The sequence below is a fragment of the Carnimonas nigrificans ATCC BAA-78 genome (assembly GCF_000526695.1).
Taxonomy (GTDB): Bacteria; Pseudomonadota; Gammaproteobacteria; order Pseudomonadales; family Halomonadaceae; genus Carnimonas; species Carnimonas nigrificans.
This window is the reverse complement of the sequence record NZ_JAGO01000010.1, coordinates 307,626-332,627: the sequence shown is the minus strand read 5'-3', so window position 1 is coordinate 332,627 and position 25,002 is coordinate 307,626. Positions and strand designations below refer to the sequence as shown.

The 25,002-nt window shown below is 56.0% G+C and carries 16 protein-coding genes; all 16 read right to left on the bottom strand.

Translation table 11 applies throughout. The features are described from left to right. Positions 1-43: 43 nt before the first annotated feature. The 16 genes from glgX to L881_RS0102640 all read right to left on the bottom strand — a co-directional run bounded on the left by glgX (position 44) and on the right by L881_RS0102640 (position 24,908). Positions 44-2,287 (bottom strand): glycogen debranching protein GlgX, encoded by a 2,244-nt coding sequence (gene glgX / locus L881_RS12705; RefSeq protein ID WP_084055375.1) that lies wholly within the window; start codon positions 2,285-2,287, stop codon positions 44-46. Further along, the gene (locus L881_RS0102710; protein ID WP_025732189.1) at positions 2,280-4,844 is read right to left on the bottom strand and encodes a glycogen/starch/alpha-glucan phosphorylase; all 2,565 of its coding nucleotides are present in this window, start codon (positions 4,842-4,844) and stop codon (positions 2,280-2,282) included. The genes glgX and L881_RS0102710 overlap by 8 nt, the downstream gene beginning before the upstream one ends. Positions 4,845-4,919: 75 nt before the next feature. Then, positions 4,920-7,163 carry a 1,4-alpha-glucan branching protein GlgB gene (glgB, locus tag L881_RS0102705; protein ID WP_025732188.1) on the bottom strand — a complete coding sequence of 748 codons (2,244 nt, stop codon included), beginning with the start codon at positions 7,161-7,163 and terminating at the stop codon, positions 4,920-4,922. Between the two features lie 138 nt (positions 7,164-7,301). Further along, positions 7,302-8,828 carry a glycogen synthase GlgA gene (gene glgA, locus L881_RS0102700; RefSeq protein ID WP_025732187.1) on the bottom strand — a complete coding sequence of 509 codons (1,527 nt, stop codon included), beginning with the start codon at positions 8,826-8,828 and terminating at the stop codon, positions 7,302-7,304. 932 nt (positions 8,829-9,760) lie between these two features. Next, positions 9,761-10,933 carry a YncE family protein gene (locus L881_RS0102695; protein WP_025732186.1) on the bottom strand — a complete coding sequence of 391 codons (1,173 nt, stop codon included), beginning with the start codon at positions 10,931-10,933 and terminating at the stop codon, positions 9,761-9,763. Between the two features lie 735 nt (positions 10,934-11,668). Then, positions 11,669-12,664, bottom strand: a complete 996-nt coding sequence (locus tag L881_RS0102690) for an isoaspartyl peptidase/L-asparaginase family protein (RefSeq protein WP_025732185.1) — start codon at positions 12,662-12,664, stop codon at positions 11,669-11,671. Further along, positions 12,661-13,482: a M55 family metallopeptidase gene (locus L881_RS0102685; protein WP_025732184.1), complete on the bottom strand. Its 822-nt coding sequence runs from the start codon at positions 13,480-13,482 to the stop codon at positions 12,661-12,663. The genes L881_RS0102690 and L881_RS0102685 overlap by 4 nt, the downstream gene beginning before the upstream one ends. A 26-nt stretch (positions 13,483-13,508) precedes the next feature. Then, positions 13,509-14,609, bottom strand: coding sequence for a DmpA family aminopeptidase (locus tag L881_RS0102680; protein ID WP_025732183.1), 1,101 nt, complete (start codon positions 14,607-14,609; stop codon positions 13,509-13,511). Between the two features lie 41 nt (positions 14,610-14,650). Next, a complete protein-coding gene (locus L881_RS0102675; RefSeq protein WP_025732182.1) occupies positions 14,651-15,529 on the bottom strand; it encodes an ABC transporter permease subunit in 879 nt (292 codons plus the stop codon). 149 nt (positions 15,530-15,678) lie between these two features. Next, positions 15,679-16,599 carry an ABC transporter permease gene (locus L881_RS0102670; RefSeq protein WP_025732181.1) on the bottom strand — a complete coding sequence of 307 codons (921 nt, stop codon included), beginning with the start codon at positions 16,597-16,599 and terminating at the stop codon, positions 15,679-15,681. Positions 16,600-16,608: 9 nt separating this feature from the next. Continuing rightward, positions 16,609-18,270, bottom strand: a complete 1,662-nt coding sequence (locus L881_RS0102665; protein ID WP_211238874.1) for a glutathione ABC transporter substrate-binding protein — start codon at positions 18,268-18,270, stop codon at positions 16,609-16,611. Beyond that, the gene (locus tag L881_RS0102660; protein WP_025732179.1) at positions 18,267-20,108 is read right to left on the bottom strand and encodes an ABC transporter ATP-binding protein; all 1,842 of its coding nucleotides are present in this window, start codon (positions 20,106-20,108) and stop codon (positions 18,267-18,269) included. Before L881_RS0102660 ends, L881_RS0102665 begins: the two co-directional genes overlap by 4 nt. A 49-nt stretch (positions 20,109-20,157) precedes the next feature. Next, positions 20,158-21,186, bottom strand: a complete 1,029-nt coding sequence (locus L881_RS0102655; RefSeq protein WP_025732178.1) for an enolase C-terminal domain-like protein — start codon at positions 21,184-21,186, stop codon at positions 20,158-20,160. 6 nt (positions 21,187-21,192) lie between these two features. Further along, a complete protein-coding gene (gene dgcN / locus L881_RS0102650) occupies positions 21,193-22,203 on the bottom strand; it encodes an N-acetyltransferase DgcN (protein ID WP_025732177.1) in 1,011 nt (336 codons plus the stop codon). A gap of 139 nt (positions 22,204-22,342) precedes the next feature. Beyond that, positions 22,343-23,203 carry a LysR family transcriptional regulator gene (locus tag L881_RS12700; RefSeq protein WP_034578219.1) on the bottom strand — a complete coding sequence of 287 codons (861 nt, stop codon included), beginning with the start codon at positions 23,201-23,203 and terminating at the stop codon, positions 22,343-22,345. 331 nt (positions 23,204-23,534) lie between these two features. After that, the gene (locus tag L881_RS0102640; RefSeq protein ID WP_025732176.1) at positions 23,535-24,908 is read right to left on the bottom strand and encodes an NAD-dependent succinate-semialdehyde dehydrogenase; all 1,374 of its coding nucleotides are present in this window, start codon (positions 24,906-24,908) and stop codon (positions 23,535-23,537) included. Between the last annotated feature and the right edge of the window lie 94 nt (positions 24,909-25,002).

Here is a 25,002-nt window from a genome sequence, read left to right as displayed (position 1 = left end):
AATGGCCTCGGTTTTTAACCTTAAACCTCCTTAAACCGGCGCTTTAATCATGGCTAAGTTTAAACAATGCCATACTTCGCGCTTCACACAGATAGCCCATGGAGAGCAGTGGGCACTCCTCCCTGCTGGGGTCATCTTCATAGGTATCAATCAGCCTTTCCCAGTGTGTGCCTTCCGAGGCTTTGGGAAGCTGGAAGGTCACCGCTTCTACATGCGCATTGACCAGCCATAGTAGCGTGGTATACCAGCCTGGGCGGCGGATTCCCGTGGGCTGGGCGCGGCCATCCAGCAAAATGGCGAGACTTCTGGCATGGGGCTGTTCCCAATCCTGTTCTTGCATCTCTTTGCCATCGGGCCTTAGCCAGGTGACATCCTTGACCCCTGCAACTTCGTTGAAGATACCGGTAGTGAAGCGGGTGCGGCGCAGGGTTGGGTTGCGTTTGCGCAGGCCGATGACGTGTTGGGTAAACAGCAGCAATGAGCGTCTGTTCTGATCCATTTTCCAGTTTACCCAGCTTATCTCGGTATCCTGGCAATATGCGTTGTTGTTGCCTTGTTGGGTGCGGGCAAATTCGTCCCCTGCCAAGAGCATGGGGGTGCCCTGGGAGAACATGAGCATGGCAATCATGTTGCGCATTTGGCGCAGGCGAATGGTGTTGATCTGCTCATCATCAGTTTCCCCTTCAACTCCGTAGTTGAAGGAGAGGTTGTGATTGGTGCCGTCGTTATTATCTTCACCATTTTCATCATTGTGTTTATCACTGTAGGTCACCAGGTCGTGCAGGGTGAAGCCATCGTGCGCGGTAATGAAGTTGACGGAAGCGTCCGGGCGTCGGCCACGTTCGTTGAACAGGTCTGCCGAGCCTACGACGCGGGTAGCCAGGTCGCCCATAACGTTGTCATCACCACGCCAGAAGCTTCTTACCGTATCGCGAAAGCGGTCGTTCCATTCCGACCAGCCGGGGGGGAATCCTCCCACCTGATAACCGCCGGGACCAAGATCCCAGGGTTCGGCAATCAATCGGCACACGCTAAGGATAGGGTCCTGGCGGCAGGTATCGAGGAAGCCGCCATTTTCATCAAAACCGTCATCTTCACGCCCCAGAATCGTGGCCAGGTCAAAGCGGAAGCCATCCACATGGGTTTCATGGGCCCAGTAGCGCAAGGAGTCGGTAACCATCTGCAACACCCTCTGACTGCTCAGGTTGAGGGTATTACCGGTGCCGGTATCGTTGATGTAGTAGCGCTTGTCATTCGGCATCAGGCGATAGTAGGTGGCGTTGTCGATGCCCTTGTACGATAGGGTTGGCCCCAGCTCGTTGCCTTCAGCGGTATGGTTATAAACCACGTCAAGGATGACTTGCAGGCCACTGGCATGAAAGCGTGCGACCATTTCCTTGAATTCATTGACGTTCTCGGTAGCCATGTAGCGGGGGTGGGGCGCAAAGAAGCTTAGCGTGTTGTAACCCCAGTAATTGTGGAGCCCTTTTTCCTGTAGCCCTCGGTCATCCACAAAGTAATGCATGGGCAGCAGTTCGACCGAGGTCACCCCGAGGTGGCGGATATATTCCACTACATGAGGGGCCATCAGGCCGGAGAAGGTGCCGCGAAACCGCTCATCTACATGAGGATGTAGCTTGGTATAGCCACGCACATGTAGCTCATAAATGATCGCTTCATCGAGCGGTACCGTGGGACGCGTGGAGCGCCCCCAGGTAAACGCGGGGTCGATGACCCGGCATCTGGGCATAAAGGGGGCGCTGTCGCGGGTATCAAAGGAGAGATCGCCGTCAGGATGCCCAACGATATAGCCAAACAGCGCATCATCCCAGATCAGGTCGCCGACAATCTGTTTGGCATAGGGGTCCAGAAGCAGCTTGTGGTGGTTGAAGCGGTGACCATTTTCAGGATCATATGGGCCATATACCCGATAGGCATAAAGCTGTCCTGCGCGAATATCGGGCAAGTAGCCATGCCACACTTCATTGGTATATTCGGGTAGCTCGACACGGGTTTCCGTACCTTCATCATCGAAAAGGCATAGCTCCACCTTCGTGGCATTGGCCGAGAACAGGGCGAAGTTGACCCCCAGTCCATCCCAGGTGGCGCCCAGTGGATACGCGGAACCTTCGCGGACACGAACACTGTTGCTGGCATCCTGCATTCGCTGCACATCTTCTTCAGACAGAGCGATGCCAGCGATGACATCTACCGGCCCTCCGTTTTGTGAGCCGAAACGATGGGCATCGAGTTTTTCTTCGTCTGACAGGGGAGTATTGTCAATCATTGGCTTTATCTCCGCGTACTCCCCAGATATCTCTGGCGTACTCATTGATGGAACGATCTGCCGAGAACCAGCCAGTATTGGCGGTATTCAGTATCGCGGCCTGCCACCATTGATCAGGTTGCAGCCATGCCTGCTCCACCGCACCCTGGGCCTTCCAGTAGGCATCAAAGTCTGCACAGATAAAAAACGCATCATGTTCCAGCAGGCCATCGACCAGCCCGACATATCTATCCGGCTCTTCGGGAGAAAACGCGCCTGAACGGATGGCCTTCAAGGCTTTGGCAAGGCGGGGCGATGATTCGACCACCTGCTTGGCATTGAAGGCATTGTTGGCCTTGAGTGTATCTACCTCGTCAGCATCCATGCCGAAGATAAACATGTTCTCCTGACCAATCAGCTTGCTCATCTCGACATTGGCCCCGTCCATTGTGCCAATGGTCAATGCGCCATTGAGCGCAAACTTCATATTGCTGGTGCCTGAGGCTTCATAGCCAGCCGTCGAGATTTGTTCGGAGAGGTCTGCCGCAGGAATGAGGATTTCCGCCAGACTGACGTTGTAGTTGGGCAGGAAGACCACTTTCAGAGCATCCTGAAGATCCGCATTGGCATTGATGGTGCGCGCTACGTCATTGGCGAGCTTGATAATCAGCTTGGCCTGACGATAGCTGGGGGCTGCCTTGCCACCGAGAATCTTGACTCTCGGTATAATCTGTTTGTGCGGGTCATCAAGAATGGACTGGTACAGCGCGACTATATGCAACACGTTGAGCAGTTGCCGCTTGTACTCATGTATCCGCTTGATCTGTACATCAAAGAGCGCGTCCGGATTCAGGGATATACCGACTTGTTCATTGACCGTATCAATGAGTTTTTGCTTGGCTAATTGGCGCTGTTGACTGAATGCGTGGCGGAATTCAGCGTTGCTTGCATAGGGTGCCAGCTCCTTCAAGCGAGTCTCGGCATGATCCAGCACATCCTCACCCAGGGTGGCGACCAGCAGCTCGGTCAAGCGCGGGTTGGCGTCAAACAGCCAGCGCCTGAAGGTAATCCCATTGGTTTTGTTATTGATGCGGTCCGGATATAACTGGTTGAAATGCTTGAATATGGTCGACCGCATCAGTTCGGTATGCAGCCCCGACACCCCATTGATGCTGTGTGAGCCGAGGAAGGCAAGGTTACCCATTTTCACCGTGCCTTCAGGCAGCACCTGAAGCTGATGTTCGGATGTTGCATTCACTTTGCCGTGCTTCTCTTTCTTCTTGTCCTTTTTCTTCTTCTTCGCTTTTCTGCTATCGCTATCCCTGGCCTCAACATAATCGATCAGCGACACATCCTTGAGCAGTTCGGCGTCATCAATGCCGCGTGTACTCAATTCCTGGAGATGCTGTGTATTGATCTGCTCAATCAGCTGCAAATGGCGCGGCAGCAGGCGGGCCATCGTGCTCAACGGCCATTTTTCCAACGCTTCCGGCAGAAGGGTGTGGTTGGTATAGGCAATGGTATTGACGGTAATGTGCCAGGCATCGTCCCAGTTGACGCCGTGACTATCGACCAGCAGGCGCATAAGCTCCGCCACGGCCAGGGCGGGGTGGGTATCGTTTAATTGGATGGCGGCCCGTTCCGGCAGCGTGGTGAAGTCACTATCCTGTTGCAGAAAGCGCAGGATCAAATCCTGTAGTGAGGCGGAAGTAAAGAAGAATTCCTGTGCCAGGCGTAGCTCTCTTCCGGGCTCATTGTCATCGCCCGGGTAAAGGATCTGGGAAATGGCGCGTGCCTGATCATCTGCCGACATTGACTCGACATGCTTGCCTGCATTGAACAGATCAAGGGCCAGGCCGTTCTCTGCCTCTGCTCGCCATAAGCGCAGGGTATTGGTGGTTTTGCCACGCCAGCCGACCACTGGAATATCGTAGGCCGTGGCCAGTATGTCAGTCTCGGGTAGCCAAGTGCTTTTCCCGTGTTCATCCTCGGTTACCTCACCCCCCAGGCCGATTCGCCAGCGCGTTTGCGGCTTGGCAAACTCCCAAGGGTTACCTTGCTCCAGCCAGTCTTCAGGTTCTTCCTGCTGATAGCCATCAGCGAAGGATTGCCGGAACATGCCGTGCTCATAGCGAATGCCATAGCCATAGGCCGGAATATCAAGGGTGGCCATGCTCTCCATGTAGCAGGCTGCCAGCCGGCCAAGACCGCCGTTACCCAGTGCTGCATCGGGTTCGAGTTCACGCAGTGTTTGTAAGTCGATACCAAGATCACGCAGGGCATGATCCGCTACCTTGAGCCAGCCTGAGTTATTGAGGTTATCAAACAGCAGCCGGCCAATGAGAAATTCCATTGAGAGGTAATACACATGCTTGCCACGCTGCTGTTCCTGTTCAGCAGAGAGGTGCCATGTATCGACCAGCTTATCGCGCACCGCCAGGGCAACAGCGACAAACCACTCGCGTGGCGTGGCCTGGGACGATGATACGCCCACTGCATAAGTGAGCTTGTTGACAATGAGGGTACGAAAATCGTTGACCAGGGTGCTGTCATCAGGGCTGCTATAGGAATCATTCATCAGGAATGTTCTCATGAGACTAACAAGTGGAAGAGGGCATTGCTGGCTGGTCGCCGCTGGGGGGGCGGCCTGGAGTTAACCGAACGGTTCAAGATACAGGGTCGCCAAGGGGGGCAAGCACAAAGAGAGTGAATGATCGAAGCCATGATGAGGTATATCACGTGTCGCCACGCCCCCAAAGTTACCCACATCCGTGCCGCCGTAGAAATGGCTATCGGAGTTGAAGATCTCTTGCCATTGCCCACCCTTGGGAACGCCGATGTCATAGTCATGGCGCACAATGGGGGAAAAGTTACAGACGATCAGCATAAAGCGACCGTCGTGCTGGCGCAGAAAGGCCAGTACGTCGTTGTCGCTGTCGTCGCCTATCACCAGGCTATATCCTTCCCTCGCACGATCAATATGGTGCAGGGCGGGGTGGTGACAATAGAGGCGGTTGATATCAGCGATTACTCTGGCAATGCCCTTATGGCGGGGATCATCCAGCAATTTCCAGTCCAGCTCGGCATTGAAGTTCCACTCCTGCCACTGACCGAGTTCAGCCCCCATGAACAGTAACTTCTTGCCCGGATGTCCCCACATGAAGGCGAGATAGGCGCGCAATGTCGCACATTTCTGCCAGCTATCGGCCCCTACCATCTTGTTGAGCAGGGAGCCTTTACCGTGTACGACTTCATCATGGGAGAGGGGCAGAATAAAGTTTTCTGACGGCGCATAAAGGAAGGAAAAGGTAATTTCAGAATGATGAAAGCGGCGATAGATGGGGTTGCGCCCCATGTAGAGCAGGGTGTCGTGCATCCAGCCCATGTTCCATTTGAAGGTAAAGCCTAGCCCGCCCATTGCCACCGGTGCGGTGACGCCAGGCCAGGACGTGGACTCTTCGGCGATCATCAAGGTGCCGGGGTGAGCTTCATGGATGGTCTGGTTCAGCGTGCGCAGAAACACCATGGCCTCATAGTTTTCGCGCCCGCCGTCTACATTGGGCACCCATTCCCCCGGTGCGCGGCTGTAGTCGCGATAGAGCATGGAGGCCACTGCATCCACCCGTAGCCCGTCGATGTGATAGCGCTCTATCCACTCCAGCGCGCTGGCAATCAGAAAGCCTCGCACTTCATGGCGGCCATAGTTATAGATCAGCGTATTCCAGTCCTGATGAAAGCCTTCACGCGGATCGGCATATTCATACAGCGGAGTGCCATCGAAACGTTCAAGGCCGTGGGCATCATTGGGGAAATGGGCAGAGACCCAATCCACCAGCACACCAATGCCAGCACAGTGGCAACGGTCCACGAAGGCAGCAAAATCATGGGGAGACCCCAGCCGTGCCGTAGGCGCGAACAGTCCCAGTGGCTGATAGCCCCATGAGTCACCGAACGGAAATTCGGCCACGGGCAGCAGCTCTATATGCGTGAATCCGAGCGACTGCACATAGGGAATCAGTTCATCAGCCAGTTGATGCCAATCAAGCGTGCCCCCCTGGGCGTTACGCCGCCATGACGTCGCATGCACTTCATAAATCGAAATCGCTGAGCTGAGAGGGTCCTTGCTGGCGTGTTCGCTCATCCACTGTTGATCGTGCCAGTCAAACGGCAGGGGAGAGGTCACGATCGAGGCAGTGGACGGTGGAAGTTCAGCCTGCCGTGCCACAGGGTCTGCCTTCTCTATGGAGGGTTTCCCATCGGGGGAAGAGCCAGCCGGAGTGATGGCATACTTGTAGCGTTCACCTGCCTTGACACCAGGGATGAACAGTTCCCATACCCCTGAGCTGGCACGGGCACGCATAGGGTGCCGCCGACCATCCCAGCCGTTGAAATCGCCAATAACGGCAACACGCTGGGCATTGGGAGCCCACACCGCAAAGCGAGTACCGCTGATACCGTCGATCTCAATCACGTTGGCACCCAAGGCATCCGCCAGATGACGATGCGTGCCTTCGTTTATCAGATAAAGATCAAGATCACTGAGTGAGGGGGGGAAGTCGTACGGGTCCTCGCTTTCAGAAATAGCCCCGCTGGGCCATGTAACCCGCAGCCGATAGTGCCCTTTTAGGGAACTGGTGAGTTCACCGGTAAAAAGGCCATTGCCGTCTGTATCCTGCAAGCTGCCATATGATTTTCCCTGAGCGTCAGTGACTTCAACACGCTCGGCTTCCGGCATGAAAATACGCACCCCCGTGGAGGTATTTTTTGCAGCGGTTGTCTTGTCCGCTAAAGGGAAGCGACCAAGCACTTCATAAGCCGAGCCATCGCGTCCATCCACCAGTGCCTGTACACGCGCGCTATCCAATGGCAACAGGGTTTGCTTATCCCGGCTAGGCATGTTGGTTCCCCAGTCAAATCCATCCATGAGAAGGATGAATCGCGTTTCTATTCACCCTTCCCAACCCTTTATATAGAACACTTGAGTACATTTATCGGCCACTTTATGGCGATTTTCTATACATCCCACCTTAAATGATCACGAGGCTGCACTCTGGAGGGTGGGCTTCAGCAGGAGATCATAGACGGCCTTGTACTCCTTGACGGGTTGTTGCCAACTGAAATCGGCATTCATCGCCGCTGCTCGCATTTCGTGCAATCTCTCCTTGTTTTCATAGATAGCCAACGCACGCTGGAGAGTTTCTGTAAATGCGCTGGGTTCAATGGAATCACACAGAATTCCCGTAACATCATCGACAACGGTATCGACCAGTCCGCCCGTCTTGTGGGCAACCGGCAGGCAGCCATACTCCTGCGCATACATCTGGGAAAGACCGCAGGGTTCGTAGCGGGAAGGCATCAGAAGAAAATCGCTGCCGCCAAACAGGTTGTGGGAACGGTGCTCATCAAAGTCAAGATGACAGCTGATTTGATCCGGATAGCGTTGGGAAAGTTCTATCAGTGCCCCTTCAATACCCGCTTCACCTGTACCAAGAATAGCCAGCTTGCCGCCATGTTCCACAATGGTATTGGCCGTAGCGATAATAATATCCAGCCCTTTCTGGTGGACAAGTCGGGAAATGATGCAAAAAAGCGGCCCTTCACTGGGTGTTAAGTTAAACAGCTCTTCAATATATTCCTTGTTAGCCTGTTTGCCCGCCAGATCATGAATGGAAAAGTGCCGTTTCAGTTCTGGGCTATGCTCCGATGACCATTCACTGCCAATGCCATTGACGATTCCGCGCAGGCATCCTTCTGCGGCTCGCATACGCAGAGCGCCATCCATGCCGAAGCCTATTTCTGGAGTGAGAATCTCGGTCGCATAGGTGTGGCTGACGGTTGTAATCTGGTTGGCATATATAAGCCCCGCCTTGATCAAAGCCAGCTGACCATAATATTCCATCTCGTCGCCGTTGAGTGCCGACTCGGGAATGCCCAGTGAATGGTAATAATCCATCGGGAAAATGCCCTGATGGGCAAGGTTATGAATGGTGAATACGCTGGGAATATCCAGATGCAGCCAGTGTGCATAGCCTGCTGCCAGTGCGGTCGGCCAGTCATTCAGGTGAAGCAGCTCGGGGCACCAGGAATCGGAGAGACCGGCCAGCTGTACGGCGGCCAGAGAGAGACGAGCAAAGCGGATATGGTTATCCGGCCAGTCTTGCCCATGCTCATCAATGTAGGGTGAACCGTGGCGTTCGAACAGGTCTGCATGCTTGAGGGTAAAGACAACAAGCCCATCCGGCAGGGTAATTTGCAGCAGCTCGCATTCCGGTATATCGGCATAACCGGGCAGGCTCCCCAGCGAGATCATGGGGTGGCCGGATTCAATTACCCGAGGGAAACCGGGAATCAGGATGCGTACATCAAAATCTTTCAGCATCGCTCGGGGCAGGGCCGCGGACAGATCCCCCAGACCACCGACTTTGACAAAGTCAGCAAGCTCCGGAGTGACGTAAAGCACTTTAGGACGCACCCTGGCTTCTATCTTCGGGGAGGAGAGCCGCACTTTCCTGCTGGGAGGAAGAGAGGAGGTTTCCAGGCTATCGCCTGCGTGTACTGCCATACCTGCATTATCCATTGTAGTTCCCCCAAAAGAAGCCAATCCTCACTGTCCTACGGCCTATAGTGGCGGTATTTCAGTGACCATTCGCAATAGCCCCCTATTGAAGAAGGGGCAGCACACAGGTGGATGATGCATGACCTGTCAGCGGGTTTCTGACGATACTTAGATTTTTATACAGTAAACCTGTAGTTGGATAAAGCTAAAATATCACTGAGGAGGAAAATTTTGGATATCTATCATCAATAAAATAGTAAGAGTCATTATTATACCTACGTCTAATAATCTAACCTTGTAAACTGTGGTTTAGTGATGGAGCATGCACCCCCTTGTTATTTTATCTGTGTTGAAGGCTGTTCCATAAAAATTATGGTAACTGCTTTAAATACTTAACAAAATTTTAATGTTTACTTATTGATCTAATATTGTCGTATTAACTTCGGATACAGTAGTGCTGCAATAATTCTCTGGTTTTTGCTCAGCCTGCATGACTAACGCTAGATCGGTGCGGGGGCATAGCCCATAACTGATACGGTCACTCTTTGGTGTAGCACTTGATTCGCTGCCCAATCACCTGACGGCTTGGCTAAGGGGATGCCAGCGCTGTCTGAGGTGTTTTTCCGTGAGTGAATGGGAGAAGTATTAGAGCAGGTCATTTTGTTTGGGAGCTTCCTCCAGACTTGGTACCGAGGCTTGGATAACAATCTCCCCATTGTCACAGCATTTACTGGAAGAGAGTTACCTGCGTGAGCTTTGCAAAATCATTCGTTTCATCAGCGGTCGTGTCTTCATTATGACCTAAACTTTCTTGATTTATATAGAGATATAACTCGCAAAGTTCTCTCAGTGCTTCCTGGTTAATAAAATATAACGATAACAGCCTCAGAGTGTCGTCACATAAACATTCTGAGGCTGTTTTAATGAATATAACTTGGCTAGCGAGGCATGGTGCGTAGGGAAGAGGGGCCGCCAGGTACATCAATACGTTCTTTTGTATCAACCAACTTTCCGCTCTGAATTTGGAATATGGCTAGTTGTTTTTCTACGTTAAACTGAGCAATCAAGGTTTTATTATCCTTGGCAAAGACCAGCCCCTGACCTGCTGTGCCTGAGTCAAGCTCATTCACAAAATGTGCCTGGCCATTACTAAGTTTAAATAGTTGCAGCTTGCCGTTGGTATGGACGCCAGGATTATCAGGCGTTAGTTGCGAGCCATCCATCGTCTGTGCGGCAATCCACTCGCCGTTGGGGGATATCGCAATGCCTTCTGGCAGTGCTTTCGTGGTAATAAATTGTACGGCGCGGAAAGGGCGCTTGCTGATGTCAATTAGCGTAATGCTGTCGGCATCACCGGCAAGAATACCTGGAGTACCCGGTAGACCAGAACCACCTACATTACCCACAATGGCCCATTTGCCATCGGCGCTGACATCAATACTATAGGGAGCCAGTCCCGAGCTAACTCTTTCTTTGCTATTGGTCACATGACCGTTATCAATATTTAAGGTGACTAAGCCGCCTTCATTTCGTAGAGAAACAAGTGCCGATTTTCCATCAGGAGTGATAGCAACACTCGCCAGGCGTCCTTTGGACAAGATTAAATTAGCCGTGCGAGTTAGTTGTGTGCCGTCAATTGAATAGGCTTCAAGAGTGCCGGCAACTGTGGCAACTAGCAGTAGTTTGCCATCTTTGGAAAGCGCGACCCCTTGTGGGTGGGCCAGGGTCTCGACCTTGGCAATAACCTTCGGTTGTTCACTACTCAGATCAATTACTTGTAGATAGTTGTCATAGACCGGCTTTTTCTGCTCAGCATCATAATGGTTAGGCGCAGAAACGATGGCCAATTTTCCATCGCTGGAAATGGCAGCTGCTTGAGGAGGGCCTGCAATAGTTGCCGCTACAGGAACCCGGTGCAAGAGTTTGAGTGGGTTCACTGAGGCATCGAAAATATCTACGGAATCACCAGGGCCAGATTGTGAGAAGGTATCGGTGTCTTTAACCCGCTGGTATTTAGCGTCATTGGTGGAAATAACCCAGTCATGGGCGTTGGCTACTATGGGAGCGGTGGTAAGGACTAAACCAATGGCTATCGTTAATTTTTTTAGCATGATTGGGTAACTCCAGAGGGGGCACTATTGGCGCGCCTTTGAGGAGTAGTATTGTGCAACCCATACTGATTGCCTACTGGCCTTTAGTGTAAAAATACTCGGAGTATGAAGCACTTGTGATTGCGCAGAATCGGCCTTCAAGGATAGAAAGAGGTGGGGCATCACTTCGAGAACACTTGGCAGAGTATTGAGTAATTGAGTAGAAGGGCGGCCTCTGACTATTTTGGTGCAACAACGGCCTTGGTCTCATCAGCATCGAGTGGGCAAAGAATAGCCCTGAGTTATCTACACCTGGACGTGGAAATATGCTCATGAAAAATCTGATACCTCGCCAGTGGCTGAATACCGTTAAATAAGCGCTACTTTTCATCTTCCGTTAAAACGGTAGAGCACTTTTCGCCCTCCAGAGCATCCATTAATCCGCAATCAGTTGGGAAATTTTACCGATAGGAGAGGGTAATGCGGTAGAGATAGATCACGAATGCCGCCGGTAGGCAGCACTGAGCCGTTGGTAACGGCATAAATCTGCACGACCAGCTATGTTTGACGCATTAGGGATTTGCGCAAACAGCGTTCTGGCGATGTGCATTGTTCAGCGAAAGAAGCAGGTGGGCTGTTCCCCCAGTGACTTATATTTGTCCAAAGACATCAGGATATAAGACTCACCGTTTGAACGTGTGATCAACACTGGGGATCTCTTCCACGGCAGGGCGCGTGGTGACTGAAAGTGCCTCTTCACCCCTCTGCCTTCATCGGCTGCCACTCCACCACACCTTCGCCAATGGCGCTGCCGGCGGCACCGCACTCGCTGCTCCAGGCGCGGTACATGCCGCGTGAGTTGAAGGCGAGGGTGAGGTTGCCCTGGGCATCGACGCCGATCATTCCGCCGGCGCCGTTGGGGACATTAAGATCATTGGCGAGCAGAGTGGTGCAGGCGGTGTCGAGGCGTTCGCCGAGGTAGCGCATGCGGCTGCTGATGTCGTGGGCGGCAACGGCACGAATAAACAGCTCGCCGTGGCCGGTACAGGAGATGGCGCAGCTGCGGTTATCGGCGTAGGTGCCGCTGCCGACCAGTGGGCTGTCGCCGATACGGCCCCAGCGCTTGTTGGTAATCCCGCCAGTGGAGGTGGCGGCGGCAAGGTTGCCGTGGCGGTCGCGGGCGACGGCGCCGACGGTGCCGAAACGGAAGAGGTCACGTTCTGCGTCTGCGCGCTCGGTGTGCAGGTCTTGCCAGTGTTGTAAGCGCATGGGGGTGGTGAAGTAGCTGTTATCGACACTTTCCAGCCCCGCGAGGCGTGCAAAGTCGTCGGCGCCCTGGCCGCTTAACAGCAGGTGGTCGCTATGGTCGAGCACTGCGCGGGCGGCGGCGATGGGGCTTTTGGTGGTGCGGATAGAGGCGATAGCACCACTCTGTCGGGTAGCGCCATCCATAATGGCTGCGTCGAGTTCGTGCTCGCCATTCCAGGTCATGCAGGCTCCGTGGCCGGCGTTGAACTCTTCTGCCAGCTCCAGCGCCTTGACTGTCGCTTCTACCGCATCAAGTGCGCTGCCGCCATTTGCCAGTATTCTCTCTCCTTGCGCTAGACAGTGGCGCAGCGTCTGGTGAAAGTACGCCAGACGTTCATCGTCGAGGGCGTTTTCATCCAGGGTGCCGGCACCGCCGTGCAGCGCAATGGCGTAACCGTCGTTGCTTTCCTGAGTGAAGGAGTAGATGCGCGGGCGGGTCGTCATAGCAGGCTTCCTGAATAGAGTGACAGTGCACCGAGGGTACGAATAACGCCGCCCATATCGTCACAGGTGAAGCTGACCACCTGAGCTTCTTCCTGGACAATGCCAGGCAGCATCGCAAAGCCATCGGCCAATACCGGTCGGGTAGTCGTCAGGCGTATCGAGAAAGGAGCGGTAAAGTGCGGTGTTACGGAAGGCAGCGGTCGGGAGAGCGTTTTCTCCATCGCCTCACGCAGCAGCTTTCGGGCGGTTTGCGGGGAGAGCGATTGAGCGCTGACGGTCGAGTGCATGGTCTTGACGCAAACGGCCTCTACCTCTGGATGACGCTTTGACACCCATTGAGAGAAGCAATCATCGCCGGAAGTGAGTACCAGCGGTGTGCCGTGTTCGGCAGCGAAGGCGGCGTAAAGATCACTTTCGCCTACCACTTTGCCGTTTAGCTCCACGCGATGGAAGGCGCGTCCGTTAATGGTGTGAGCGAGTACGCCCTTGACGCTGGCCGGTGAGTGCAGACCGATAAAGGCGACGGCATCAAAGTGGTCGGTCTCGATCCCCTGAGCCATTGAGAATTCGCGCGGCTTGCCCTGTACCAGTTCGGCGGCAGGGTGGATGTTGTCGGCACGCAGGTTACCCATGGTGCCATGGCTGTCGGCGACCACAATCCGCGTCGCGCCGGCCAGCAGTGCGCCTTCGATGGCGGCGTTGACCTCGCCTTCCATCAAACCGCGTGCGCCTTCGTATTCGGTGTTGCCTTGCTGGCATTGAGTCGGTCGCGTTACGCCGGCAACGCCTTCAATGTCGGCAACAATAAAAACTTTCATGATGATGCTCCTGTAGCAAACGCTCGTTATGGCAGTTGCTGATGCAGTTGTGTGAGCCAGTCGCTGAGCGCAGTACGCTGATGCTGACGAAACCCGGTAACTGGCTCGGCGTTGAGCAGGGCGTCGATGATAGCGGCTTCGGTTGCATCGGCACTGGCCTTGAACAGCGGGTCCAGGGTGTGATCTTCAAGCAGCGGCTGAGAGGCTGCCGTAGAGACAGCCAGCGCGATATCCCCAGAGCCGTGGCCCCAGTAGCCGCCGGTACGTCCAATCCCCACTCCTGCGCGGCGAACCACGCGATCAAGCTGGCGTTTATCCAGCGGCGCATCGGTAGCCAGCACAATAATGATCGAGCCTTTTTCAGGCTGAGTGGCAGCATCTTCTGGATGAGCGGTTTCATGCTGTTGAAGCTGTGCTGCCAGCCACGGCCCGAGCCGCACGCCGTCAAGAGTGAAATCCTCGGCCTTGCCGAAGTTGCTGAGCACCAGAGCGCCGAGGGTCCATTGGCCGGTCGCCGTAGTCACCATGCGCGAGGCTGTCCCAATACCGCCCTTGAGTCCGAAACAGCTCATGCCGCGCCCTGCGCCAACGGCTCCTGTGTCGAACTCCACTGCGGCACTATTGATCGCGGCGAGTGCATGCTCGGGGCGCAGGGCACGCGCCTGCAAATCGTTGAGAAAGCCGTCATTGCATTCAAGCGCTACGGGATTGAAGGTTGGCAGCTCACGTCCCAGTTGCGGCTCCTGTCGTGTTGCCCACTGGATAGAAGCATCGAAAAGCGCGCCGATGCTGTAGGTGTTGCCAAGCAAAATAGGGCCGCTGATTGTGCCAAGTTCTGCCACTTGAGTGAGTCCTACCGGCTTGGCAAAACCATTCAGAATAGCGATGCCACAGGGTAGTGGGCGGGCGGGAGTCGCGCCCATATCCAGCGCGCTGCATCCGCTCTGAATCTCGCCATCAGCCAGTGTGCAGTGGCCGACCCGTACGCCTGCCACATCTGACAGGCGGTCATGGGGACCCGTCGGTAGCCGAGGCGCCAGCCAGAGGTTTTCGTGTTGGTGGCGCTGAAGCAGTGCTGTGGCACCGTCACGTTCGAATGGACGCCAGTGAAAATCGGAGTGGCTCATGGATTCCTCATTGAATCACTTAATCGCATAGCGATGCTCGCTCAGCGCGCCTTGGGGTCAAGGGTGTCGCGCAGGGCATCCCCGAGTAGATTGAACACCAGCACGGTAATCAGAATCGCCATGCCCGGGAAGACGCTAACGTGCCAGGCGCCCGCCATCATCAGGCTGCGGCTGGATGCCAGCATATTGCCCCATTCAGGTACGTCCGGCTCAGGCCCCAGGCCAATAAAGCTAAGCCCTGCGGCGGTCAGGATGCTGGAGCCGATACGCATGGTGAAGTAGACCACTACGCTTGGCAGCGTTGCCGGCAAAATATGGCGAAACATCAGTGTAGTGTTGGATGCGCCGACGCTGCGTGAGGCATCCACATAGGTGCTGTGGCGCAGTGTCAGAGTTTGCGCGCGCACCAGGCGAGCAAAGATGGGCACGCTGAAAATGGCTACGGCGAGAATGACGTTGTTAAGCCCTGGGCCCAATAGCGCTACCACAGCAATGGCCAGCAACATGCCGGGGAAGGCAAACAGCACATCGGAGCTGCGCATGATCAGACTATCGAGCCAGCCCCCCTTAAAACCAGCGATCAGGCCCAGCACAATGCCGCCGATCGTGCCCAGCGATACTGATGCCAGACCCACCCATAGCGAGAGGCGAGCGCCATACATAATGCGTGAGAGAATATCGCGGCCCAGTTCATCGGTACCAAACCAGTGAGCAGCGGTAGGAAAGCTGGAAATCGCCAGCCAATCGGACTGGTAAGGATTATAGGGCGCCAGCACTGGGGCCAGCAGGGCAATCACTACGAGCAGTAGCAGAATGACGCTGGCAGCCAGCGCAACACGATGGCGTAAAAAGCGCCGCCGCCAGCGTTGAAACGGTGACGATAACGAAGCGGCGGTGGGCATGGCAGTGGTGGATGTCATGGTGTGCTCCTGAGGCAGTTGCTGAGAACTGCCTGTGCTCGGTTATGCGGTGACGAAGAGTGGCTTAAAGGCTGCGTTAACAGCGTGAAAATCCAGCTTCTTCGCCCATTATTGTTGTGTCTGACCCTCATGTGCCGGGCGGCTTGTAGCTAATCCCGGCGCGCAGAAGGGTCAATAAAGCCGTAAAGCAGATCCACCACGAGATTGATCACCAGGAACATGGTGACAAACAGCATCACGAGGGCCTGAATAACCGGCTGATCCTGCGTTTTTATAGATTCGATCAATAGCCAGCCAAGCCCAGGCCAGCTGAAGACGCTCTCAATGACAATCGAGCCACTCAGCAAGAAGCCGAACTGCAGCCCCAGCATGGTGAGAACCGGAATCAGCGCATTACGAAAGGTGTGTTTCCATACCACCATACGGTTGGTCAGGCCCTTGGCACGCGCGGTGCGCACGTAGTCTTCATGGGTCGCTTCCAGATAAGCGGAGCGAGTGTAGCGCGCCATCACTGCCGCGACGGTGGAGCCGAGGGTAATGGCGGGCAGCACGATATCGAGAGGCTTGGCATAACCGCTGGTGGCGAACAGACCAAAAGGCACGGCAACGTACTGGATCAACAGCAGGCCCAGCCAGAAAGAGGGCATCGAAATGCCACATACGGCGATGCTCATGGCGGTGTAGTCCTGCCAGCGCCCGCGACGGCGCGCTGCGAAGACGCCAATGGCAATGCCTGCTACCGATGACCAGGCGAAGGCCGCCAGCGATAGCCACAACGTAGGGAAAAAGCTCTCGCCAATGGCATCGGCTACCGGTTGACGGTTGCGGTAAGCGATGCCCAGATCGCCGGTTAAAAAGTTGCCGACCCACTGTAGATATTGAATGGTCAGAGGCTGATCCAGCCCCAGTTGGTGACGTGCAGCATCGACGGCTTCAAGAGAGGCATCGGGGCCTGCGTAGATGCGCGCAGGGTCGCCGGGCATCAGTTTGACGAAGGCGAATACCAGCAGTGATACCACAATCAGTACGGGAATGATCCCGAGCAGGCGGCGCAAGGCATAACTCAGCATATCCCCTCCTTATTGTTGGACGTTGTCTGAAACGAAGTGGGCGTGATTAAAGGCGAAAGTGGTATCGGGCAGCATGTAGACCCCGTCAAGATTGCGGGAAAGAGCGGTCAGGTTGTCGGGGTTGCCCAAAAAGATCACCGGCGCATCCTTCCAGATAAGCTGCTGGGCACGCGCATATTGCGCGCCGCGCTTATCGGCATCAGCGCTGCCAAGTGCGCCCTGGATGGCGTCATCCACCTGGGGATTGGAGTAGTAGGATTCGTTATCAAGCTTTGGCACCCAGGCGCCGGTAGTGAAGAGCGGACGAAGCGCCCAGTCGGCATCACCGGTGGAAGGAGACCAGCCGCGCAGTACCAGATCATAGCGGGCAGCGTTGGGGTCACTGACGTTGTAGATCATGCCGGTGCGAGTGGCGGAGTCCATGGGGACTACCTGAAGCCTGACCCCAGCCGCGGCCAACTGCTGCTTGATCAACTGGCTGGCGAGTATCGAGCTGGTGTCGTTGGCAATCCACATGTTCAGCGATAGCCCGTCAGGGTATCCGGCTTCCTTCAGCAACTCCCTGGCTTTATGCGGATCATGCGCATAGGGGGCCTGGGCTTGATAGAAGGGAATGGCGTTAGCCATCGGTGCCGAGGCCACCGTGCCCATGTTGCCATGCACCGCGCGCAGCCAGATGTTGCGATCCATGGCGTAATTGAGCGCCCTGCGTACTCGTACATCCTTGAGCGCAGGCTTCAGATTGTTGATGACAATATAGTGCTGCAACACGCTGGCATCGTGGACAACCTTGAGATGAGTGTCTCTGCCAATGGCTTTGGTCAATTGGGCATCCAGTGGCATCACTGCATCCACTTCGCCTGCGCGCAGCCGTGCGACACGGGTGGCGGATTCCGGTGTCGGATAGAAGGTCACCTTGTCTACCCTGGGCCAGCCCTTCTCCCAATAGTTGGGGTTTTTCACGAAGCTGACACTGCGCCCCGATGCCCAGCCGGTGAAGATAAAGGGGCCGGTACCCACCGGATGTACGCGCAGGTCATTCTCATTCGAGTACTTTTTGAGCGCCTGTGGGCTGATCATCACCGCCGAGGGGTGGGCCAGGGTATTGATCATGGCGCCAAACGGCTGCTTGAGCACAATTTTGATGCGGTGCTCGTTGATGATCTCAGTGTGATCAATCATCGAGAACATGTTGTTGCGCTTCAGCCCCATCCCCTGGTCTGCAAGGCGGTCAAGGTTGGTTTTGGCCGCCGCTGCGTTAAAGGGTGCGCCATCGGAGAAGCGCACGTTATCGCGCAGGTCGATCACGAACTCGGTGGCGTTGTCATTGGCGCGGTAGCCCGTCGCCAGCGCAGGTACCAGCTTCATCTGGCGGTCAAACTGAAACAGCCGCTCGTAGACGGCGCTCTGCACCGAATAGCTCAGGTTATCGGTGGTGTCGTGCGGGTCCAGTCCGGTAATGTCACTCTGCATGGCGAGGCGCAACTCATGCGCCGCAGCGCTGTGCGCTCCGGTAGCGAGAGTGGTGAAGAGCACTGCCAGCAGACAGCGTTGCACCTTTTTGCTTGGAATCATCATCAACATCCTGGTCATTGTTGTTTTACGTGGTGTTGTACCCAGCGTGCGCAGTGAGTCAGAAACCGACTGCTGTGCCGGTAGCGTGTGGCTCAAGGGTTTCCTTCGGTAAATAGCCAGTGCTGTTCGCCCACTTCACGGTAGTGATAGGGCGGCTGTTGCTGATGGCGCGGAATGACCGCAGAGCGTGGCTCCTGGGTATCAACAGGGCGGTGATGGCGCTGGGCAGGGTCGGCAATCGGGACGGCCTCCATCAAGCGCTTGGTGTACGGATGCCGCGGGGCCGCAAACAGCTGTTCGCGCGGGGCAATTTCGACGATCCTGCCCAGATGCATGACGGCTACACGATGGGCGATACGTTCAACCACGGCCATGTCATGGGAGATAAAAAGCCACGCGATACCCAATTCCCGCTGTAGCTTCATCATCAGATTGATGACCTGCGCCTTGATCGACACATCGAGCGCCGATACCGCCTCGTCAGCCACAATCAGTTTGGGTTCAAGGGCGAGGGCACGAGCAATGGCAATACGCTGACGTTGCCCTCCCGAGAATTCGTGGGGATAACGTCGGGCGTGCTCTGCCTTAAGGCCGACCTGCTCAAGCAAACGCTCTACGGTGGGCATTGCCTTGTTGAGTGAAGGCACTCTTTTGTGTATCAGCAGCGGCTCTGCGATGGAGAAGCCAACGGTCAGACGCGGATTGAGGGAGGCGTAGGGGTCTTGAAAGACCATCTGCATATCGCCGCGCCAGTGACGAAACTGGTCATCGGTAAGATTATCGAGCCGCGTATCAGCAAACTGGATGAAGCCCTGCTTGCTTTTGGCCAACCGTAGCAGGGCGCGGCCAATGGTCGATTTGCCCGAACCACTCTCGCCCACCAGCGCGAGGGTCTCGCCCGGCCATATTTTCAGTGGCACGCGGTCAACGGCGAGCACTTCCTGGCGGGCACGGCCAAACCAGCCGCTGGAAATGGGGAAGCGTACTTCAAGGGCATCGACTTCCAGCAGTGGATCGGTGTCGTAGTCAATACTGGCTTGAGCCTCGGCAGCGCTCTCTCCCGGTATCTCGAAGGAGTGGGGCAGGGGCATACCGCGCATCGCCCCCAGGCGTGGCACGGCGGCCAGCAGCTTTTGCGTGTAAGGATGGGCAGGGGCCGCGAAAATATCGTGCACGCTGTTCTGCTCAACCACGCGCCCCGCCTGCATGACCACCACGCGGTCAGCCAGCTCAGCGACCACGCCCATGTCATGGGTAATGAAAATCACCGACATGCCAAATTCACGCTGCAGTTCACGGATGATTTCAAGCACGTGGGCCTGAACGGTCACATCCAGTGCGGTGGTCGGTTCGTCGGCGATCAGCAGGCGTGGGCGTGTCATCAAGGCCATCGCAATCATCACACGCTGGCGCATCCCGCCCGAGAGCGAGTAGGGAAATTCATCCATCACGCGCTCGGGGGAAGGAATACGCACTTTGCTTAGCATCGCCAGAGCCTCATCGCGCGCTTTGCGCGCAGAGAGCTTCAAATGCAGCCGTGCCGCTTCGGTAAGCTGATCGCCCACCTTCAGCACCGGATTGAGCGAGGTCATCGGCTCCTGAAAGATCATCCCTAGGCGCGTGCCACGCAGAATACGGCTCTGTTCATCATCAAGAGTGGTGAGATCAATGGCATCGCCATCGCGGGGGGAATACCACAAATGACCGTTGGTCACTCGGCCATTTTCCGGCAGCAGCCCCATGGTGGTCAGTGAGGTAACCGACTTGCCAGAGCCGCTTTCGCCGACAATGGCAAGAATTTCACCTTCATATACATCGAAGCTGATCTCATGGAGCGCCTGGGTAGGCCCCTGTTCGCTCTCAAAAGCGACACTGAGGTGATCTGCTTTGAGGATCAGCGCATGGCTATCGTTGACAGTGTTCTGCGTGGTCATGGCAATCCTTGTTGTTGTCCGTTGTTATCGTGATTGTCGTCGCATCAAATTACTCGGCCATATCCATGCCTGATATTTGCCCTGCGTGGAAAACAAGCGCTGGCGCTGCGTCGTGTGCCAGCCAGGTGGGGCCATCCAGATCGACCAGTGAGGCGCGGGCGGCAATGGGCAGGGCGCAGCGCATGGCGAGTGAGCTGCCCAGCATGCAGCCGACCATGATATCTAGCCCATGGTGGCGGGCGGCGTTGATCAATTTGATGGCTTCACTGATCCCACCGCATTTATCGAGCTTGATGTTGATCATGCGGTAGCCGCATTCAAGCAGGAGCGGGAGATCGTCTGCGGTATGCGCACTTTCATCAGCACAGAGCGGCACAATCTGGCGTGCTTCTGCTGGAAGGTTGTCCTGCCCTGCGGGAAGAGGCTGCTCGACCATTTCCACACCAAGACTGGCCAATAGCTCAAGGGTGAGGGGCAAGTCAGCGGCAGTAAATGCTTCATTGGCATCGACCACTAGACGCGTTTCGGGCACGGCGCGCCGAATCGCGCGCATACGCTCCTCAATCTGCTCACCATTCAGCTTGATCTTGAGCAGTCGGATGCCCTTGTCGAACTGGGCGCGGGCATCGAGTGCCATGGCCGCTGGGCTATCAATGCCGACGGTCTGCACGGTCTTGATCTGCTCGTAGGTGAGCGGTGGTTCATCCAGTGCCTGGGCGACCAGGTTTTCCAGCGAAGTGTGCTGCTGTTTGGCTTCGAGTAGCCACAGGGCGCAGTCCAGCGCATTGCGAGCGGTTCCTGCTGCCATGTTGGCATTCAGCCACTCTCTGGCAGTCGTCACCTGACCGTGGTTATTCAACTGCTGCAAAAGCAATGGCTGATAGTGCTGAAGAGCCCGCTCGACCGCCTCGCAGGTATCACCATAGCGGGGCGTGGGTGTGGCTTCAGCGGTAACGTGATGCTTGCCATCGCTCAGCGTTACCCGTACCACGTCGACGGCGGTGCGGGTGCCGCGTGCAATGGCAAACGGGCGCGCCAATGGCAGCTTCTGGAAGGCGTAATCGCTGGAGAAGGTCATCAATATTCACGCATCCATGGCGAGCAGTGAATCAATCACCGGCGCAATGCCAAAGCGCACTGGATCGGTGGCGGGCACACCAAATTTTTCCTCAAGTTCTGCCAGGTGGGCACGGGCACGTTTTTCATCGACATTGGAGGTGTTGATCGAGAAGCCCGCCAGCCGCACATTGGGATTCGTGGTGCGTGCATGAACCAGGTTGGCGTTGACGCACTCTTCATAGGAAGGCAGTGAAAAGTGGGGAAGGTGGCGCATATGCGGACGCTCAAATTCATGGCACATCACCAAATAATCTGGCTGGGCGCCGTGTAAAAGCCCCATGCTGACCCCTGCAAAACTGGGGTTGTAGAGCGAGCCCTGGCCTTCGATCACATCCCAGTGGTCGTCACTGGCATCGGGCGCAAGCTGTTCCACTGCGCCGGAAATGAAGTCGGCCACTACGGCATCAATGGCGATACCGCTGCCTTCGATCAGAATGCCGCTTTGCCCCGTGGCGCGGAAATCGCTGTTCAGCCCGCGTGCATTCAGCTCCTGTTCAATCGCCAGTGCCGAGAACATCTTGCCCACCGCACAATCCAGCCCGACGGTGAGTATCCGCTTGCCGCTGCGTTTTTTACCGTTACCCACATCAAGCAGGGGGGCCGAGTGACGAATATCGAATAGCTCGACAGCTTTTCTGCGCGCAGCTTCCGCCAGCGGTGCAATATCAGACAAACGCTGGTGCATGCCGCTGGCAACGTGATAGCCGCATTCGACGGCTTCCAGCAACGTATCGAGCCAGTGCTGCGGCAGCTTGCCGCCTGCGTTGGTGGTGCCGATCACCAAGGTTTTGGCACCTCCTTCACGCCCCTGTGCAAGCGTCAGATCACTGATGCCGACTGATGGGGTCTCCTGATTCAGGCGTAACTGACCAATGCAGGCTTCGGGGCGCCAGCTATGGATGCCTCGCGCCATTTTGATCGCGAGAGGATCACTCACATCACCAAGAAACAGAAGGTACGGTTGGGGAATCTGCATGTTGAAAGGCACCTGATCGAAGGAGAGTTCAGTCAAGTCCTTAGTATTCAGAGATGAAGGGGGGAATACGAATACCTGTTTGACGCCGCGCAATAACCCCAGGTTATGGGCAATGGTCAGATGAAGCGACGGCGGCTTTTCAAAGGTGGTGGCGCAAGAGCTGACAGAGCGTTTCGGCGGGCAAGGATAGCTGCTGGCGTGCGAGGGTAATCAGTGAAATCTCGCCGGTGAGAGCGGGAGTAAGCGGAACACTGTGTAGCTGCGGATAGCGGCGGGCGGTAAAAGCGTCCACGACGCCGATGCCTGCGCCCAGCGCGACCATTTCGGCGATCACGGTATAGGACTGGATCAGCCAGGGGGAGTGCAGCTCGATGGCGTGGTGCTCAAGCGCTGAGTGCAGCAGCGTTCCCAGCGGGTCCTGCGGCTGCATCAACACTGGCGAATGCCCCAGCTCGTCGAGTCGGATCGTGCTGCGAGGCGGAGTACCGGGGGGGAGCAGTGCCATAAGCGGGCACGTCGCAATCACTTCACGCTGAATGCCGGGCTGGGTGTGCTGACCAAACACCAGCGCAACATCGAGACGCTGGCGCAGAAGGGCATCACACAGCGTCTCCCAGTGGCCGGTGGTCAGCTCAACGGCTACTTCCGGCATCTGCTGGTGCGCTTTAAGCAGTAGCTGCGGGAGGATCGTTTGCCCCAGTGTCTGGGCGGCCCCCAGCCGTAAATGGCAGGATTCTCCCCGCTTGAGATGAGCCACCAGGGTATCAATGGCACCGCGCTGCTGCATAAGTTGCTCGATCTCGGGAATCAAGCGCAGCGTTTCGGGGCGCGGCACCAGCCCCTGGGCACTCCGCTCGAACAGCGCAAACCCAAGCTGCTGCTCGGCATGGGCCAGTACGCGGGTCACGTTGGGCTGAGAGACATGCAGCGCTCGTGCCGCCGAGGAGATGCTGCCGTACTGAACGATGGCATGGATGATTTCGATGTGGCGCAGATTCACGCGGTCAAGGCTCCTTCACTGATCCAGTTCTTATAACACCGGAAGGCGTGGTTGCAAATGTTGGCCGCGTATCAGGTGCCTGGGGCTGTTTGGGGAAGTCGTTGATGGCTGCCGTTTGGTGCGAGGGCGATTCGATGCAGCGGGTGAGAGTGAAGGGAAGATATTCAGGCGGGAAGCGGTGCAGGCAGCAGTGCTGCTCGCTGAACTGATGTGATGAGGTAGAACTGAGCTAAAAGCGATAAAAAGCGCCGAAGCTGGTTTACAGCATCGGCGCTTCTCTGGGTGTGCCGGTAGCCTCTAGCGAGGGACTACCGGTAATAGCGGATTGTGCTTAGGAAGGCGTGTGAATCAGCTTACGGTTGATGAACTCCTCGATACCGAATTTGGAAAGCTCACGGCCATAGCCTGAGTTGCCTACGCCGCCAAACGGCAGTTCGGGGGCGGTATCGGTGGGCTTGTTGATAAACACCATGCCCGTTTCGATCAGTTCGGCCACTTTGACGCCGCGTTCGATATTGGTGGTGTAAACCGAGCCGCCCAGACCGTAGGGGCTGTCGTTGGCAAGCTCAATTGCTTCTTCTTCACTGGCGACCGAATAGATGGTCGCTACCGGACCAAAAATCTCTTCGTAATAGACCGGGTTATCCTTGCTCACATTGGTCAGAATACCAGCTTCCATAAAGAAGCCCTTGCGGTCGATACGCTTGCCGCCAGTGAGCAGCGTGGCGCCGTTATCCACCGCTTTCTGTACCTGATCCAAGGCACGCTGCATGGCATCTTCGCTGCTCATCGGGCCATGGGTGGTGTTTTCATCCAGCGGATCGCCGTAGTGAAGCTCTTTCAGCGCTTCACCCAGACGACGAGTGAATTCATCGACCAGCGATTCATGGACGATCATGCGCTTGGCAGCGGTGCAGACCTGGCCGTTGTTTGACATGCGGCCTGCTACTGCGCAGGGGATGACTTCATCCAGATCGGCGTCATCAAGCACGATGAAGGCGTCGGAGCCGCCCAGCTCAAGGGTGGTTTTCTTGAGCGCCTTGCCTGCCTGAGAGGCTACGGCGCTACCGGCGCGCTCACTGCCGGTCAGTGCGACACCGCGCACTTCGAAGCGGCCGATGAGCTGTTCGGACTGATCGTTGGTGAGGAACAGGTTGGTGTAGGCCCCTTCCGGCGCGCCAGCGTCCTTGAACAGCGACTCGAAGCCGAGGGCGCACTGCGGTACGCTGGGGGCATGCTTGACCATCACCACGTTGCCCGCCATCAGGTTGGGGCCTGCCACGCGCGCCAGCTGATAGTAAGGGAAGTTCCATGGCTCGACGCAGTAGATGACACCGAGGGATTGATTGACCACGGTTGCGTTGCCGGTATCGGTGTCGATCTTTTGGGGAGCCAGCGTCTCTTCTGCAATGTCGGCGTAGTAGGCCAGAATATCGGCGGCCAGCTCGATTTCGCCGATGGCTTCCTTGTAGGCTTTGCCCATGTCGGTCGCAATCAGGCGTGCGTGCTTCTCTTTATCACGACGCAGCACTTCGGCAGCGCCCTGCACGATCTTGCGACGCTCTTCGAAAGAGCGGAATTTCCAATCGTTGCTCCACAACGCATGAGCGGTATCCAGTTTGGCGAACATCTGCTCGTCGGTATGGGTATCGAACTCTTTCTCTACTTCACCTGTGGCAGGGTTAACGGTGCGATACATACTCATGTCTGCTCCTTATGACCAGGGACATTGGTGGATCGAAAGACAGTAGATGACACATTGGCGATTTGCCCCCAGTACCTGGCGATTCAGTACCTGG